The sequence below is a fragment of the Chitinophaga eiseniae genome (assembly GCF_900167135.1).
GTDB classification, from domain to species: domain Bacteria; phylum Bacteroidota; class Bacteroidia; order Chitinophagales; family Chitinophagaceae; genus Chitinophaga; species Chitinophaga eiseniae.
Window position 1 is genome coordinate 1 of the sequence record NZ_FUWZ01000015.1, and the last position, 17,642, is coordinate 17,642.

The following is a 17,642-nucleotide window of genomic DNA, read 5'->3' on the forward strand; positions in this document are numbered from 1 at the left end:
GGCGACCTGGCGCGGTGGCTGCCTGACGGCCGCCTGGAATGCCTGGGCCGCCTGGATGACCAGGTGAAAGTACGCGGCCACCGCATAGAGCCCGGGGAAATTGAAGCCGCCCTGCAACAGTACCCCGGCGTGGAAAGAGCGCTGGTGATGGTCAGGAAAGATCCTGCTGGCGATCACGTATTGGTGGCCTACCTGGTAACGGCAGCACCAATATCGCCGCCTTCTCTGCAGGCACATTTGTCGCGCACCCTACCTGCCTACATGCTGCCGGGCCACTATGTGAAACTGACCTCCTTCCCGCTCACGCCTAATGGTAAAACTGACAGGAAGCAATTGCCGGAGCCATGGGCGCAGGGCCTGAAGCCGGCTACCGTTTACGTGGCTCCCCGGAATGAGCTGGAGCAGGCGTTTAGTGACATATGGCAAACCGTACTGGCAAAAGAAAGGATCGGTATCCATGACGATTTTTTTGAACAGGGCGGACAAAGCCTCAAAGCCATAAGGCTGGTCGCACAAATAAATAAACGCTGGTCGCTGGGCATGGGAATTATTGACGTATTCAGCCATCCTACTGTGGCGGAAATGGCTGACTGGGCCGGTACGACGCTCTGGTTAAAAGAGGCAGATAAAGAACCGGTGATGCAGGACCAGGAAGAAAATGAAAAAATAATCTTTTAAACACCCCTATAAAAAAAGACAATGGCAACAACAGCGATAAAGAATATACTGGATACCTTGAGAGCGCGGAACGTCCGCATCTCGCTGAACGGAGAACGGCTCCAGGTGGAAGCGGCCCGGGGCATTATCGACGAACAGCTCAGGCAGTTGATTAAAGACAATAAAGAGGCCCTGATAGCCTATATCCGGCAGGTTGTGCGGCAGGAAGATATCACCATTCAGCCTGCCCCGATGGCGACTTCCTATCCGCTATCTTCCTCACAACGGAGGCTGTGGATATTGTCACAACTGGAAGCCGGCGATACCGCCTATCATATTGCTGTCGGATATCGTTTTGAAGGAACACTGGTAGTGCAGGCCCTCGAAAAAGCCTTTCAGCGGCTGATTGAAAGACATGAAATACTGAGGACCGTGTTCCGGGTGCAGGAAGACGGCGAGCCGGTGCAGGTGGTGCTTCCTGCAGCGCATAGCGGTTTCTCACTGTTGCAGGATGATCTGCGCGACAGGCATGACAAAGATGAGGAAATCCGGAAACGGCTAAACGAAACGCTGATGGTCCCGTTTCTGTTGACAACACCTCCATTGCTTCGGGCGGGGCTGTACAGGACAGACGACGACCAATGGACATTGCTGGCGGTCATACACCATATTATCAGCGATGCATGGTCTATGAATATACTAATGCAGGAGCTGATGCAGTTTTATTTTGCTGAAAGCAACAGCGTACCGGCCGCTACGCCGTTGAAGATACAATACAAAGACTACGCGTCGTGGCAACAGCAGCAATTGCTGCATGGCGGTTTTGATGAGCACAGGGCATACTGGCTTTCACAATTTGAACAAGGGGTTCCTGTACTGCGCTTACGGGGCGACCGCCCGCGGCCGGAGACAAAAACTTATCATGGCGGAACGGTCCGGAAAGAAATCAGTCACCGGTTGATACAGCCTCTGAAGACGCTGACACAGGAAAGTGGCACCACGCTTTTTGCAGGCCTGCTCGCCATAGTACAGGTGCTTCTTTCCCGGTATACCGGTCAGCGGGAGACGGTGTTGGGTACGCTGGTGGCCGGAAGAACGCATGTTGACCTCGAAGATCAAATAGGCTTTTATGTAAACACAATCGCATTGCGTTTGCCACTGGATGCGGAGAATGGTTTCCGGCAGCTGTTGGCCGGAATGAAGCAAACCCTGTCAGGTGCATACAAATACCAGGATTACCCCTTCGATGAATTGGTAAAAACGCTCGGAGCAGCCCGCGACGCCAGCCGTCATCCTCTGTTTGACGTATTGGTGGTTTTACAGGACGCAACGCCGCTGGCGGAGAAGAAAGCGGGAGTGACGGACCAGTTGAACGTAACCTTATACGACCTGCCGTTAGCCCCGAATACCAGTAAGTTTGACCTGTCGTTTGATTTTGTGGAAACAGCGACAGGTCTCATGCTCACCATAGAATACAACAGCGATATTTACCTGCCGGCCAGCATTTACAGGATGGGCGATCACCTGGAAAAGTTGCTGGAAGTCCTGTTACAGTCGCCTGATCATGCCGTGGGCAAAGCGGATTATCTGACGGAGAATGAAAAACAGGCGCTGATAGCTCAGGCCGGACATGCGGCCGCCGATTATTTTATGGCAAAGCAACAAATACAGCTGGCAGAAACAGCCGGATAAAAAACTATATTTGTTATTATTCACCGGCTAAAAAAATATCAGATGAAATTCCCGTTATATTTGTTGTGTTTAACCTTTTTGTCGTTATTCACCGCCTGCGCGCAACAGCAACCGGCAGCGCCTTATAAGTTCGACATTCCGTCCGGATGGACCACCGAGACATTTCCGATTCCCATCGACTTTGCGCCGACGATCCCTTATAAAGGAAAAGAGGAGTTGCGGTTCACTCCGGGGTGGGGCGCTCCCGGCGAAGAACATTGGTCCTATGCATTTGTATGGTGGCTGGAAGGGATGCCGGAAATCAGCGAAGCCACATTGCAGCGTGACCTGGAGGCGTATTATGGCGGTTTGGTGGGACGTAATATTACCAAGCGGAATATTCCTGCCGATAAAGTGGTGCCAACAAAAGTAGCTATCCGGAAAGTGGCAACTGCGTCCGGATATGCAGCCACCTATTCAGGAACTGTCGATATGCTGGACTACATGGCCCTGGAGCCCATCACGCTGAACTGCGTGATCCATTTGTTCAGGTGTAAGAAAGATAATCATACCGGAATCTATTTTGAAGTGTCGCCAAAGAAATCCAACGATCCGTTATGGCAGCAGTTTGAAAAATTACTGAGCGTGCAGTGTAAATAATGCGCTCGCGGATTTAAACATAAATCCGGCTATAATCGGGTTCCGGTGATTCATCATAAATGTCTATACCGAATTCACGAACGATTTGCAGGATGTTGCGGACCTGCGCTGTGGTCAGCGACTGCTTCCAAGCAGCCAGCTGGCCTCCCTGCTCGATAAGTGATTTGGAACTGTTGATAGTAGTGAAACTGGGCTTCCGGATAGCGGAATATATTTCAGCAGGCATGTCAACCCCCAGTCTGCTGAATATATTCTCCAGTTCAGTTTCAGGTTCGTTATATAATTTCTCGTAGGATACCGTTATCCACCGGCGGTTGTTTTCCGGGTGTTTTAACGGAACAACATTGTGTAAGGCCCATTCTGCAGCAAGCCGTTCCTCCGGCTTCGATATTTTACCAATAACATCTTTGTATTGTTCGAACAGCTCCTGGTGCCTGTCTTTAGGATCAGGGAAATAGGCTCTCAGATCTTGTTGTATATAATCCCAGTGCCGGTATTTTAGTTGAGAACTAATAACCGCGCAGGGATGACGCAGCAGGTATATGGGGTTGATATCGAATTGCCTGGTAAGCCAGGGCAACAGCATGTTACTGTTGACATCCTTGTAGATGAAGTACCGGCTGTTACGGATGTCGCGCAGGCTTTTGTTGCTGTAATAAAGTCTGAGTGACGAGAATGAGTCAATCTCCTGGTGATAGAGCTTTCTGAAGTACTCTGTGGCTTCCGGCCATGCTGCTTCTTCCGGTATGTATTGATTGAATACAAACTGCACGGGTTTAATCTCGCGGTAAGCAGGGATGAGAAACATAGGTTCGAAGACCAGTACGCTTTGTGGCAGCCTGGTAAGCAGGGAGGCCATCCAGGTAGAACCGCCCCTGGGTTCTGAAAAGATACTGATGTTGGTGACTGTGTTGGTGTGTCCGCCTTTTTTGTTCCTGGCCATGTAGGGTTTTACAAACCGGTAGTGCTCGTAGATTTTGTGCAGGAGGTACCGTTTCTTTTTGAGTGATTGCTGGAGGGTCATGTTGGAAAAGGTTGAAGAGTTAAAAACAGTTATTCGAATAAGATTTAATTAAGGTAATAAAAATGAAAAAAGAATACAACAACTTATGAAAATTGTACAAAGTTTCTGGACCAAACCTTTTCTCAGGTCTCCTGATTTACTCAAGGATACAAGGCTCAATGGCGGCTGGCCTTCGAGGAAATACAACTATTTCAGCTGGGCGCTTTCCTGTTTGCAGCTACGTAGTTTTTATGACGAAGTCGAACTGGTAACAGATGATCTTGGTAAGCTGATGCTGATAGACAAGATCGGACTTCCCTACACGAACGTGCGTGTTGTCATGGATAAGCTGGATAACTATAACCCCGGACTATGGGCATTGGGGAAGGTGTATACCTATAGTATACAGGACCGGCCGTTTCTGCACGTAGATAATGATGTGTTTATCTGGCAACCTTTCGAGGACAGGGTGATGTCTGCCCCGCTGGCGGCGCAGAACCTGGAAGGTGCTGCATCTTCCTACGCCGCTACGTTTAATGATATCTGTGATAAATTCCCGTATATACGTCCGGGTATCAGGGAGCTGTACGGCAAGAAAATCATAGAATGCAGTAACGCAGGCATTCTGGGCGGATCAGATATCGCTTTTTTCCAGGAGTACACAGCAGAGGTGTTTCACTTCCTGAAACAGAACGAAGAACACCTGGACCATCATATGATGCATATGAACAGTACTTACATCAATGTGGTATATGAACAGGTGTTTTTTTACTGGATGGCGCAGGCACAGCAGCGGGAGGTCACCTACCTCTTCCCCGATGTGATTGACTTCCCTAACTATATCGGTTATTTCCATGAGGCATTGCCGAATAAGAATTTTGTACACTGCCTGGGTGTTTTCAAACAGATCAGACATGTGTGCAATATGCTGTCGCGGGAATTGAAGCACCGTTATCCCGAATATTATTATCGCATCCAGGAACTGGTTGCATCTTCTGAAATCTAAAAAAGTTAAACGCATGGAAATATTGAATACAGCGGCAGGAGTGTCGCCGGCAGCATACCGGATCTGTCAGTCTATAGATCGGATGGAAGCACCACTGACGGGTGCGGATATTAAAAAAGTGGTGCCTGCCAAGTGTGCTTTTATGCTGGAGCTGTTCCGGCGCACCGGTGAGCAGGCGGTATGGAACGATCTGATAACGTTGGCCGCACAATTAAAAACTTACCAGGAATCCCCTGGCTATAATTATACGCTTTATGGCGGGCGGATGGGCATCGCCTGGTTTTATCTCGGGCTATACAGGACCAGCGGAGAAAGCCAATGGTTGCAGGAGGCGAGGCAGATAGCGATGGATTACCTGCAGGGAGAATCCTTCCGGTATAGCATCATTGCTACCAGCGGTGTTGCCACGGGGCTGGCTGGTATCCTGCTGGTGCTGCTGCATGTGTACAAGGAAACGCAGGACCCGGAAATACTGGAAGGGCTGGAAAAGATTGTGCTGCAACTTGCCTTCCGTGCAAAGCAGGGGAGAAAAGGAATCCACTGGGGAAATGCCACTAATTGTGAAGGTGCCAACACAGGCTTCAAAAATGGCGCTGCCGGTATCGCGCTGGTACTGTCGGAAGTCAGTCGTTATTTTTCGTCCGGCATACTGGAGGCGCTGGCTGCCAAAGCACTGGAATATGAAGCGGATTATCAGGCAGATCCCGTAAGTGCCGGGTGTCCGGGCAGCGAGGCGCCGTATGGGGAAGGGTTCTTTCTGCTGAAGTATATGCAGATAATGGAAACCGAAAACGGCGATGGTGGCCTGCCGGAAGGATTGCCGCTACGGTCCGTTTTCGGGCCGGAGGGATACGACATACTGGATGCATACTTGCAATCGGCCTTCCGCCGGACATGTTCGTTGTTGAAATCGCTGCGGCCGAATGTCCTCCAGGCGTATTACAGTGAATATGGAATACCGGATATCGCGGCATTTGAAAAATACATAGAAGGCTGGCTGGCAGCGGTGGAGGAGCATACCGATGTAACAGCTGTCAGGGTGGAATTTGAAAGAGAACAGTTTATCCTGTCCGTCAGGCGTTCACTGGGATTTAGATGCCGTCCGGTGGCGGATGACGAAGCGGGCGTAGAACAGCTGGAGGCGCAGATGCCGCTGAGCACCGAGCGGTTTTTATCACTGCGGCTTGTCCATGCTCCCAGTGTGAGGACACGCAGCTGGGAGGAAACGATGGACCTGTCCCGCGTGCTCACCGTACCCGAGTTTGCATCATTTTTCCAGCATTACGGTGCGCGTTTCTGTATTTGTTATCTTTCCCTTGACGATACCTTACAGGATATCAATCCTGGAATTATCAGGCTGGTATTCGAACAGTTTGACCAGCCCGTTACCATCAGGGAAGCGGCACAACGCATTGTAACGTTTATACAGCAGCAGCCGGCGCCTGCATTGGCGTTGCTCAAAGATCACTACTATGTGACCGACGATGAACAGCTCTTCGGGAAAATAGTAAACCTGGTGATCGATGGCGCACGGCTCCATATGGCGGAAGGTATTCTGGTCGCAACCTGATTCGTAATTATATCGTAGTAAATTATTTTGAAAAGCTTCTTTTTTCTAATTTTATTGCATAAATTGAAATACAATTCCGAAGCAACTTTGTAAACCTGACACCCTTTTTTAATCATTGATTTTCAACTTGCAGTAGCGCAAAGACGTTTTTACTGTAGCGTTAGCTCTGTCTTTCCCGGTTACCCTATTTCCCTTGCACATCCGGGTTTCCCAACATAAAAATTTACTCATTCAATTGCATATGCCATGATGGAAGATTTGTATTATCTCAAGCCAAATCTGGTGATCGAACCATTATTTAAAAGATGGTATGCGTGGTCATACCTCATTCCACCAGCGACTGCCGCGCGAAATGTTACCGGCCGCCATATGAAGATCATCAATTCGTATATACAGGCGCCACAGATACACATGGAAGCCGTACGTAACCCCAAAATGAAAGGTGGACCGTTTATGGACTTCGGGCGAAACAGGGTGGAAGAAGTACGCGCGCTGCGGGAGGATACATTGTCATCCCAGCAGGACCTGGTAGCGCTCTCCGACGCATTAAAAGAGCTCGATCAGTTGCTGAAAGAACATGCCAAAGGATATTCCCTGGAACCGCTGTACGCCAAAGTGCCGGATATTCTCAAAGGATATGTGGAACTTAACTATGACCTGAACAACCAGCCGTCATTCCGCATCGTGGAGTCCCTGCTCTATAAAAGCAAATACTACCAGGAACAATTCCAGAGTATCGCGCTATGGGTCACAGAAAACGATGAAAGACCTTTTGTGCTCAGTACTCCCCGGCTGGACGAGCCCAACGTGCTTCACCTGCCGGTAGCTTTCAATGACCGACTGATCGACGAAATAGCCCGTATGAAACATACGCCTAACACGATCAGCTACCTGAAAGAACTGCTGAATGTTTCCAAAGAGGACGAAGCGCTGCTGGAAACCTTTTTCACAAAAGATGCGCCTCCTCCATACCAGCGCTATGAAGGCGACAAGATCAGGATGCGCTATTTCGGGCATGCCTGCATCCTCATAGAAACAAAAGAGGTGAGCATACTGGTTGACCCGCTTATTAGCTATTACGGATACAATACGGAGCTCGCCCGTTTTTCCGATATGCATTTGCCGCCTGTAATTGATTATGTCCTAATCACCCATAACCATCAGGACCATATATTGTTTGAAACGTTGCTGCCGTTGCGTCACCGGATCAGGAATATAGTGGTCCCCCGGGGCGGCTATGGGCAATTGCAGGACCCCAACCTGAAGATGGTGTTGCAACAAACCGGTTTTAAAAATGTACTGGAGCTGGAGGAAATGGGTACCCTGGAAATGGGTGATTGTACCATCACCGGTATTCCTTTCTTCGGAGAACACTCCGATCTCAGCATTAGTACGAAGATCTGTCACTACCTGCAGATAAACGATTTTAAAATCATGTTCGCGGCAGATTCATGTGTGGTGGAACCCCGCCTGTATGAACACGTGCAAAAGGAAATAGGTAATCTCGATGTATTGTTCCTGGGCATGGAATGTGACGGTGCGCCGCTAAGCTGGCTGTACGGACCGTTACTTACCAGGGACCTTCCCAGGGATATGGATGCTTCCAGAAGGCTTGCCGGATCTAATTTCGAAAGAGGAAGCGCCATTGTCGATATCTTTCAGCCGGCAGAATTATACGTATACGCTATGGGCCAGGAACCCTGGCTGGAGTTTATCAGCAGCATCAAATACACCGATGAATCCAACCCTATCGTGGCCTCCAATAAGCTGATCAGCGAATGCAAAGAAAAAGGCCTCGCCGCTGAACGCCTGTTCGGTGAAAAAGAAATACTGTATAACAAACACAAGTCTCCCGCAACCGCACACCCCGTATTATAGAAGCACTATCAGCCACGGCTCCCTTTTCCCCTTAATTCCAACAGATTTATGGCAAAACAAAAAATGGAATCCCTGATGGACAGGGTCAGGGCACACTTTGCATATATGAAGGAGTTTTTTTCCGAATACAATGCACAGCTGGGGGAAGATATGCCCCGGCAGTTACCCTCGTTTACAGACGAGGAGATGATGATTTACTGTGGGCATCCGGAGGCGCAAGCCTCCGGGCCGGCGGCTTCCCCTGAAGAACCGCCCGCAGCCAAATGAGCCACAGGTTAACCTCTTTTGTTGAAAATAAAAAGTATGAAGGTGAGTATCGAAAACACCGCCCACAACCTACGCATTTATATACTGGATGAACATGACCTGCTGGTGCCTGTCGGTGTCGCAGGGAAGATATGTGTCGGCTACGACCATTTGTCCGCGATAGAAAAATATTTTCCCGGCGGCCCTGCACATAGCCCCACGCCGGACCCTTTCCGGAAAGGCGCATGGCTTTGCAGGACCGGTGATACCGGACGATGGCTGGACACCGGCCGCCTCGAGTTGCTGACAGATAATCATATAACCGATACCGTTAGTGCCCTGCCGGATCCGGCCGCAACAACCTTTGAAACACCGCGTAGCACATTTGAGCAGCAGTTGCTCGATATCTGGCGGAGCGTATTGGGAAAACAGGAGATCAGCATCCACGACGATTTTTTCCGCTCCGGAGGACACAGCCTTAAAGCGGTGCAGCTCTTTGCGCGCGTACGCCAGCTGATGGGGCTGTCGCTTCAAATGAAAGATGTTTTTACACATACGACCATTGCCGCCCAGGCTGCGTTCCTGGAGAAAGCCGCCACCAGCCGCGAAAGTGGCATCGTTCGCGCGCCGCATCAGAGCAGCTATCCTCTCAGCCACGCCCAGCGCCGTTTCTGGATGCTTAGCCAGTTCGAGGAACGCTCCCGGGCTTACCATATCGCTAACGTATGTACGTTGAAAGGACAGCTGGATAAAAAGGCGCTGCAACGGGCACTCTCGTTTGTATTAAACAGGCATGAAAGCCTGAGGACCGTATTCCGGCTTAATGAAGCAGGAGATGTCCGTCAGTATGTGCTGCCGGTCTGGGAGGTGGCATGTGCGCCGCGTTACGAGGATATCACCGGTAGCCCCGATACCGGCGCGGCGCTGCGTGCTATCGGCGATCACGAACAGCTGGCTGTTTTTGACCTCAGCACTGCTCCCTTGTTCAGGTTGACGGTGGTAAAGACCGGTGATGATGAACATGTGCTCTTTTACACCATGCATCATATTATTAGCGATGGATGGTCTATGCTGGTATTGCTGAGGGACGTAACGGCCGCTTATAACGCACTGCGGGTATCCGCTTTGCCGGAGCTGCCGCGCCTGGACATACAATATAAAGATTATGCCCACTGGCAGGAGCAATACCTGCAAGGCGATACACTGGCTGCCCTGGAGCATTACTGGATGAATCAACTGAGTGGTGAATTACCGGTGACGGAACTGCCGCTCGATTATCCAAGGCCGTTGGTACAGTCCTTTAGCGGCCATAGTATGATTCGCGAGATGCCGGCCGTACCGGCGGCGGCTTTGCGGAAATTATGCCACATGGAAAATACCACGCTCTTCACCGGCCTCCTGTCTGCATTGTCTGCATTGCTTTTCCGCTATACAGGCCAGGAAGACATGATCATCGGGACACCGGTGGGAGGGAGGGAACAACTGGCGCTGGAAGACCAGATCGGCGTATATCTGAATACGTTGCCCCTCCGTATGCAACCGCAGGGCGACGCTTCCTTCAGTTCGTTGCTGACGAAGGCCAAGGAGGCGCTGCTGGGCGCATATGAACATCAGGCTTATCCGTTCAATATGCTGACGGACAAACTGGCGCCACCCGTAAATATCGGGAGGTCGCCTTTATTCGACGTGATGGTGGTGATGCAAAACCAGGAAAATATTACGCTCGATAATACGCCGGACCACCTTGAGGGCATAACAACCGGAGGCACACAGGAATTTGCTTTGCAAACCAGCCAGGTGGACCTCACCTTTACCTTCACAGAAAGGGATGGTAAGCTTTTTCTGCAGATAACATACAATACTGCGCTTTTCAAAGAGGCCACCATCAACCGTTTGTTTACGCATTTTTTCAATCTTCTCCGGGAGGTGACCGCCTGCCCCGGACAACATATTTGTTTCCTGAAATATTTATCTGACGAAGAAGAACAGCAACAGCTCTACACATTTAATCATACCGCAGTCGCCTATCCGTCAACACTAACCATCGCAGACCTTTTTGAGGCGCAGGCGGATAGTACCCCGGACGCCGTCGCCCTGGTGTATGAAGACCAGCGAATGACTTACCGGGAATTGGACGATGCGGCCAACAGGCTGGCACATCACCTCATGGACAGCTATCACGTGAAACCGGATATGCTGATCGGTGTAATGATGGATAAATCAGCGCTGATGATGATCGGCATATTGGGCATTCTGAAAGCAGGGGCTGCCTATGTGCCGGTAGACCGCAGTTATCCTGCCGCCCGCGCAGGAGCGCTGCTACAGGACGCCAGTGTGCAGCTGTTGATAACTGACTCTGCTGCCGTATTTGACCTGATTGAATATTATCAGGGAGATATAATGGCACTGGACCTGCAGCTGGACAGTTTACCTGCCAGGGAAGGGCGCCCTGCCCGGCAGGCCGGCCCGGCTCATCTGGCCTATGTGATGTATACCTCCGGTTCGACCGGTCGTCCGAAAGGGGTGATGGTGACGCATCAGAGCGTGGTACGACTGGTGAAGAATACCGGAATTGTAGCTTTCTCCGGACAGGATGTGCTGCTGTCTACCGGCGCAGTGTCATTCGATGCCGTAACGTTTGAATATTGGGGAATGTTGCTGAATGGCGGCCGTTTGGTGCTGACCGGCAGGGAAACGCTGCTCGACTATACGCTGTTGGGTCGCCTGGTAAGAAAGGAGGCAGTGACGATGATGTGGTTCACTGCATCCTGGTTCAATCAACTGGTGGACGCCGATGCAAGCCTGTTTGCAACCCTTGCCGTGGTCCTGGCAGGAGGCGATCGCTTGTCTCCGCATCATATCGGGAAGTTGCGAACATTATATCCGTCACTGGTGGTGATTAACGGTTACGGGCCTACGGAAAATACAACTTTCTCTGCTACGTGGCAGGTGACGGATGAAGACGTGGAAGATATTCCCATCGGGCTTCCTGTCAGCAACAGTACCTGTTACATCCTGGATGCCAACCGGCAGTTGCTACCGCTGGGCCTTGCCGGCGAGCTGTATGTCGGCGGTGACGGGCTGGCCCGCGGATACCTTCAGGCCCCGGAACTAACGGAAACACAATTCATCCCGCATCCTTTTGTTCCGGGAGAACGCCTCTATCGCACCGGCGACATGTGCCGTTACAGACCGGACGGCGTAATTACTTTCCTCGGCCGCAAGGATCAGCAGGTGAAGATACGCGGGCACCGCGTGGAACCGGCGGAAGTGGCGGCGGCCATCAGCCGGGTGACGGGTGTTACCCAGGCGGTGGTAACAGTCATCGACCTGCCGGGAAATGATAAAGGCCTGGCTGCGTATTTTACTGCGCTGCCGGGAACGGACGTGGATATGGTCAGCGCTGCGTTGACCACACTCTTGCCCGAATACATGCAGCCACAGGCAATGATGCTGCTGGACCAGTTTCCGCTGAACGCCAACGGAAAAGTGGCCGCGGGCGAATTGCCTCCTCCGGATATGACGGCGCTGCGGGGAACAACGGCCGCTTACCTGGCTCCCCGTAATGAAACAGAGGAACGCCTGTCCCATATATGGGAGGAAGTCCTCGAGCGGAAAAACATCGGTGTCAACGATCACTTTTTTGACCTGGGAGGCCATAGCCTGAAAGCGATACAACTGATCAGCCGGATCAGAAAAGAATGGTCTGCCGATGTTCAGATCAAAGATATTTTCAGTCATCCCCGGCTGGCGGAAATGGCTGCCCTGATTGCAGTGGCGGGACAGCAGGCCGTAGAAGAGATTCCCGCGCTGCCGCCTTCGGAGTGCTATGTTTTGAGCAATGCCCAGCTCCGTTTTTGGGTACTCAGCCGCTTCACCGACAGTTCCCTGGCTTATAATATGGCGATGGGGCTCCGGTTAAACGGACCGCTGGAAGAAGCGCTGCTGAAGGCTGCTCTGCATACCGTAGTAAGCAGGCATGAAAGCCTGCGGACGGTGTTCCGGCAAACACCATCGGGAGAAGTAATGCAGTTCGTACAACCGGCGGAAGAGATTACGCTGAACTGGAGCTATCGGGATATCAGCGGAGAACCGCAGCCGGAGCAGGCACTGAAAACTATTTATGCAGAAGAGCAGCTGAGACCTTTTGATCTCGGGCAGGGGCCGCTGCTGAGGACCATATTGGTAAAAACAGGACCCAACAACCACGCTTTTTTTTATACCATGCACCACATCATCAGCGATGGCTGGTCTATGCAGGTGCTTGCAAAAGAAGTGGTGAGCATTTATAATGCCTTGTTACATGGCAGACTTCCCGATCTGCCGCCATTGAGAATACAATACCGGGACTACGCCGCCTGGCAACAGTCACGGCTGGACCAATTACAGCAACAGGAGGATTACTGGATGCGTCAGCTGGAAGGCGACCTGCCGGTGCTGGACCTCTTTCCCGGTAAGACCCGCCCACCGATACAAACCCATCACGGTGATAGCTTGTCTGTCACCTTGCTGCAGGGCAATATGGAAGAACTATACCGGTATTGCAACCGGGAAGCGGTTACCCCTTTTATGCTGCTGCTGGCGGCTATCAAAGGCCTGTTCTACCGCTACAGCGGACAGGAAGACATTATCGTTGGCATACCTGTAGCAGGCCGTGAACAGCAGGAGCTCGAAAACCAGATCGGGATCTATCTGAATACGCTGCCGCTGCGTACACGGTTCAATGCTGCACAGAGTTTCCGGGACTTGTTATTGAAAGAAAAGGAAGTGTTGCTGGAAGCGTATGGCAACCAGGAATGTCCGTTTGACCGGTTGCTGGAATTACGCAAGGTGAACAGGGACATTAGCCGCTCAGCTTTGTTTGATGTATTGGTGGTATTACAGAATCAGAGCAACACCAATATATATAGCGGAGATGACGGAATGGAGGGGCTAACGGCCAGCTATATCGATGGGTTGAAAGCAGAAACCAGCCAGTTTGATCTTACTTTTTCCTTCGCAGAAACCAGTGAGGGAATTCAGCTGTCGCTCTCTTACAATACAGACGTTTTTGAACGGGAAGAAATCGTGCGCTTATCCGGCCACTATGCGCAGTTCCTCTCTGCTGTGGTGAAAGATGCCGGAGTTCCGTTGAGCAGGGTGGATTATATCAGTGAAGGGGAGAAGCAGCTACTGCTGCAAACTTTCAACGACAATAGCGTTGTGGTACATGAAACTATAACGGTACCGGATATACTGGCAATGCATATGCAAGGGCAGCCGGATGCTCCTGCTGTCACGGATGAAAGAGGGACCGTCACGTACCGTATGCTGGAAAGAATGGCCGGCAATATGGCTTACCGGCTGCAAACCGCCTATGGCGTGGAAAAGGGCGACCTCGTTATGATACTGGCAGACCGTTCCTCCTTGTTTGTAGCAGCTATTCTTGCTATCTGGAAATGCGGCGCTGCCTATGTGCCCGTCGATCCTGATTATCCTGCCTCCCGGATACAGGCAATTATAAATGCTTCCAGTCCTGCTGCGGTAATCTGCGATGAAAAATACCAGGTCCTGGCCGGCGGGTTTGCGGCGCTGATAAATCTTTTGACGGCAGACGGCGAAGAAAATATACCAAAGCCGGTACACATTATGCCGGCCGATCTGGCCTATGTGATATTTACCTCCGGTTCCACCGGCGAACCCAAGGGAGTGATGATTGAGCATCAGGGAATGCTCAATCACCTGTATGCGAAAACGGAAAGCATGGAGATGTCGGCTGCCAGCGTGGTAGCCCAGAATGCTTCCCAGAGTTTCGATATATCTGTATGGCAGTTTTTTGCGGCGCTGATAACGGGAGGAAGGACCGTCATATACAGCGATCAGGAGATATTTGAGCCGCTGGCCTGCTGGGAAAAGATACGCCGGGAAGGAGTTACCATTCTGGAGGTGGTACCGTCTTACCTTTCGCTCTTACTGGATTTACTGGCGCAGCAGGAAGAAAGACCTGTGCTGTCATTGAAATACCTTGTTGTTACCGGTGAAACGCTCAAAGCGGTATTGGTAAGGAAGTGGTTTGAGTTTTATCCGCATGTGCCGATGGTCAACGCCTACGGGCCTACGGAAGCATCGGATGATATCACCCACCATTTTATGACGGAAGCGCCGCTGACGGATAATATCCCGATAGGGAAGCCGGTAAGGAACATGAACATCTATGTGCTCGACGCCCACCGGCAATTATGCCCCGTGGGAGTAGCCGGCGAGATTTATGTGGCGGGCATTGGCGTTGGCAGGGGGTACCTGAACGATCCGGATAAAACCGCAGGCGCCTTTATGGATAACCCTTTCAGTAAAGCTGCTTCGGAGAGAATGTACAAAACAGGGGACGTCGGAAGGTTCCTGCCGGATGGGAATATCGAATTTTATGGAAGAAAAGACTACCAGGTAAAAATACGGGGAAACAGGATCGAGCCGGGAGAAATAGAAAGCGTACTGCTACGGCAGGAATCTGTTAAAGCAGCGGAGGTGCTGCCTATGGAAGGCGCTGATGGCAGGACTATGCTGGTCGCTTATGTGGTGGCGGTCGGCGATGAAGTGGCCACCCGGCTGCGTGATCACCTGGCGGGGCTGTTGCCTGACTATATGGTGCCCGCCCACATTATAGCCATCGCGCAGATGCCGCTTACACCCAATGGAAAAACCGACCGGCGGGCATTGGAAAAAATGCTGCCGCTGGAGGTACATAGCCACAAAACCGGAGAGCCTCCCGCAGATGACATGGAGGCGACCCTGGTGAATATTTGGGAAGAAGTACTGGGCGTGGAAGAAATAGGCGTCAATGACAGCTTCTTCGAACTGGGAGGACACAGCCTTGGCGTAATCCGGATATTAAATGCTGTTCAGCAACAGTTCGACGTGAAAGTAGATATGAGGGAACTGTTTAAAAGGCCCACTGTGCGGCAACTGGCCCAGGAAATCAAGCTGTTGCACGCTTTAAGGGAACCCTCGGTTACAACCAATAATCATCATAGCAAGGAAATCATTATATAATGGAAACAGCGAAATTTATCCTTTACCTAAAGCGTATAGGGGTCAGTGTTAGTCTGTCGGATGGCCAGCTGCGCCTAAGAGCAGAACAGGACATCCCGGAGCTTGTGCTGGCCGAAGTGCGTGAAAGAAAGCCCGCATTAATCGCATTGTTGTCAGAAAAACTGGACCAGGCAGGAAGAGCTGATGTTATTATACCTGCGCCGGAACAGGAAAGTTACCCGCTAAGCCATGCGCAGCAGCGGTTCTGGATTCTCAGCCAGTCGGAAGCCGGCTCCAGGGCATACAATATTCCCGGCGTACTGTTGTTTGAAGGGGAACTGGATATCGCTGTGTTTTCCCGGGCGCTGGATTTTGTCATCAGCCGGCACGAAAGCCTGCGCACTGTTTTCAGGCAAAACGAATCGGGAGACATCCGGCAGTATATTCTGCCGGATGACGCATTTCCGCTGCCGCTGCAGATCTTCGACCTGTCTGACGAGACAAACCACGAGGCGGCATTAACCGCTATGTTTGACGAGGAACAGGAAACTGTTTTTGACCTGGAAAGCGGTCCGTTGCTACGTACGCGCATCGTCAGGCTGGGTGCGGCCCGGCATGCGTTTTTTTATACCATGCATCATATTATCAGCGATGGATGGTCGCTGGTGGTATTGACCCGGGAAATCATCCAGGCCTACAACTGTTATAAGCAGGGCCATGGCCCCGTATTGCCGTCTTTGCCGCTGCAGTACAAAGACTATGCACAATGGCAGCATTCGGAGCAGCAGCAGTCTTATTTTCTGCAACAGGAAGAATATTGGCTGCAGCAGTTTTCCGGACCGTTGCCGGTACTGGAACTGCCTTTCGCAAAGAGACGGCCTGCCCTCAGAACATTCCGGGGCGCCTCGCTGGCCCGCCCGTTGTCAACCCCGATGCTCAACCAGCTGAAAGACCTCTGTGTGAAGGAAGAATGCACACTGTTTATGGGGCTGCTGGCAGGCTTGAATGCGTTATTCTTTAAATACACGGGCCAGGAAGATATTATCCTGGGTACACCGGTGGCAGGAAGAGAACATCCGGGACTCGAAGACCAGATCGGATTATATATCAACAGCCTGGCACTGCGTACCCGTTTTGAGGCTTCTGACAGCTTCCTTTCTTTGTTGAGAAAGGAGAAGACGGTGCTGATAAACGCATACCGGCATCAGGCATATCCCTATGATAAGCTGGTGGCGCGGCTTACGCCTCCGAAGGATACCGGCCGGCAACCTTTGTTCGATATCCTGGTGGGGATGCAAAATCAGGCGTCCGCCAATATCTATGACAGAAAGGCCATATTCGACGGCCTGCTGGTATCTGTGCCGGAAGGAATGCGTACGGCCGGCAGCCACTTCGATGTTAGTTTCACTTTTGTGGAAGCCGCAGGCGGACTGGAACTGGTAGTCATTTACAATACGGACATTTTCAATGACCGGGATATATCGGACCTGTTTGACTGTTATCAGGAATTAATGTTGCACGCAGTTGGCGACCCCGGTCAGCGACTAAGCAGCTTGTCCTGGATTGGGGCGGCGGCACAGCAGCAGCTGGAACCTTTCAGCGGTATACATCAGTTGCCGCAACTGCCGGCTGCTATGATGGCGCCCGACCTTTTTGAGGCGCAGGCCCGCGCCACCCCGGAGGCTGTCGCACTGGTGCATGGCAGCCGGAAAGTCAGCTACCGCGAGCTGAATGAAGCGGCCAACCGGATAGCGCATTACCTGCGGGAAAAACAACAGGTCAAACCCGGACAGCTGGTGGGCCTGATGGGGGAACGCTCCCCTGAACTGGTCTCCGGACTGCTGGGCATCTGGAAGGCGGGAGCGGGTTATGTACCGCTGGACGCCGGTTACCCGGAAGAACGTATTGTACATATGCTAACGGATGCGGGTATACGACTGGTA

General features: G+C 51.5%; 10 protein-coding genes. 9 read left to right on the forward strand and 1 reads right to left on the reverse strand.

Translation table 11 applies throughout. The features are described from left to right. The 3 genes from B5D63_RS34310 to B5D63_RS34320 form a co-directional block, all read left to right on the forward strand. The coding region (locus B5D63_RS34310) for a phosphopantetheine-binding protein (RefSeq protein ID WP_235021704.1) at nt 1–678 on the forward strand (678 nt) is incomplete at its 5' end. 21 nt (nt 679–699) lie between these two features. Next, nucleotides 700–2,349, forward strand: a complete 1,650-nt coding sequence (locus B5D63_RS34315) for a condensation domain-containing protein (RefSeq protein ID WP_078673416.1) — start codon at nt 700–702, stop codon at nt 2,347–2,349. A 42-nt stretch (nt 2,350–2,391) separates the two neighbouring features. Further along, a complete protein-coding gene (locus B5D63_RS34320; protein WP_078673417.1) occupies nt 2,392–2,988 on the forward strand; it encodes a hypothetical protein in 597 nt (198 codons plus the stop codon). 13 nt (nt 2,989–3,001) lie between these two features. On the opposite strand, the gene B5D63_RS34325 is transcribed toward B5D63_RS34320, so the two are convergent. After that, nucleotides 3,002–4,012, reverse strand: a complete 1,011-nt coding sequence (locus B5D63_RS34325; protein ID WP_078673418.1) for a sulfotransferase — start codon at nt 4,010–4,012, stop codon at nt 3,002–3,004. An 85-nt stretch (nt 4,013–4,097) separates the two neighbouring features. Between B5D63_RS34325 and B5D63_RS34330 the strand changes: the two genes are divergently transcribed. The 6 genes from B5D63_RS34330 to B5D63_RS34355 all read left to right on the forward strand — a co-directional run. After that, on the forward strand, nt 4,098–4,997 hold the full coding sequence (locus B5D63_RS34330; protein WP_078673419.1) for a DUF6734 family protein: 900 nt from the start codon (nt 4,098–4,100) through the stop codon (nt 4,995–4,997). A 13-nt stretch (nt 4,998–5,010) separates the two neighbouring features. Beyond that, nucleotides 5,011–6,567, forward strand: coding sequence for a lanthionine synthetase LanC family protein (locus B5D63_RS34335; protein ID WP_078673420.1), 1,557 nt, complete (start codon nt 5,011–5,013; stop codon nt 6,565–6,567). A gap of 249 nt (nt 6,568–6,816) precedes the next feature. Next, entirely contained in the window at nt 6,817–8,445 is a 1,629-nt protein-coding gene (locus B5D63_RS34340; RefSeq protein ID WP_235021705.1) for an MBL fold metallo-hydrolase, read from the forward strand. A gap of 48 nt (nt 8,446–8,493) precedes the next feature. Beyond that, entirely contained in the window at nt 8,494–8,712 is a 219-nt protein-coding gene (locus B5D63_RS34345; RefSeq protein WP_143313363.1) for a hypothetical protein, read from the forward strand. A 36-nt stretch (nt 8,713–8,748) separates the two neighbouring features. Next, the gene (locus B5D63_RS34350) at nt 8,749–15,720 is read left to right on the forward strand and encodes a non-ribosomal peptide synthetase (protein WP_078673423.1); all 6,972 of its coding nucleotides are present in this window, start codon (nt 8,749–8,751) and stop codon (nt 15,718–15,720) included. Next, nucleotides 15,720–17,642, forward strand: a 1,923-nt coding sequence (locus B5D63_RS34355; RefSeq protein ID WP_143313365.1) for a condensation domain-containing protein, incomplete at its 3' end; no start/stop codon positions are given. The genes B5D63_RS34350 and B5D63_RS34355, both read left to right, overlap by 1 nt.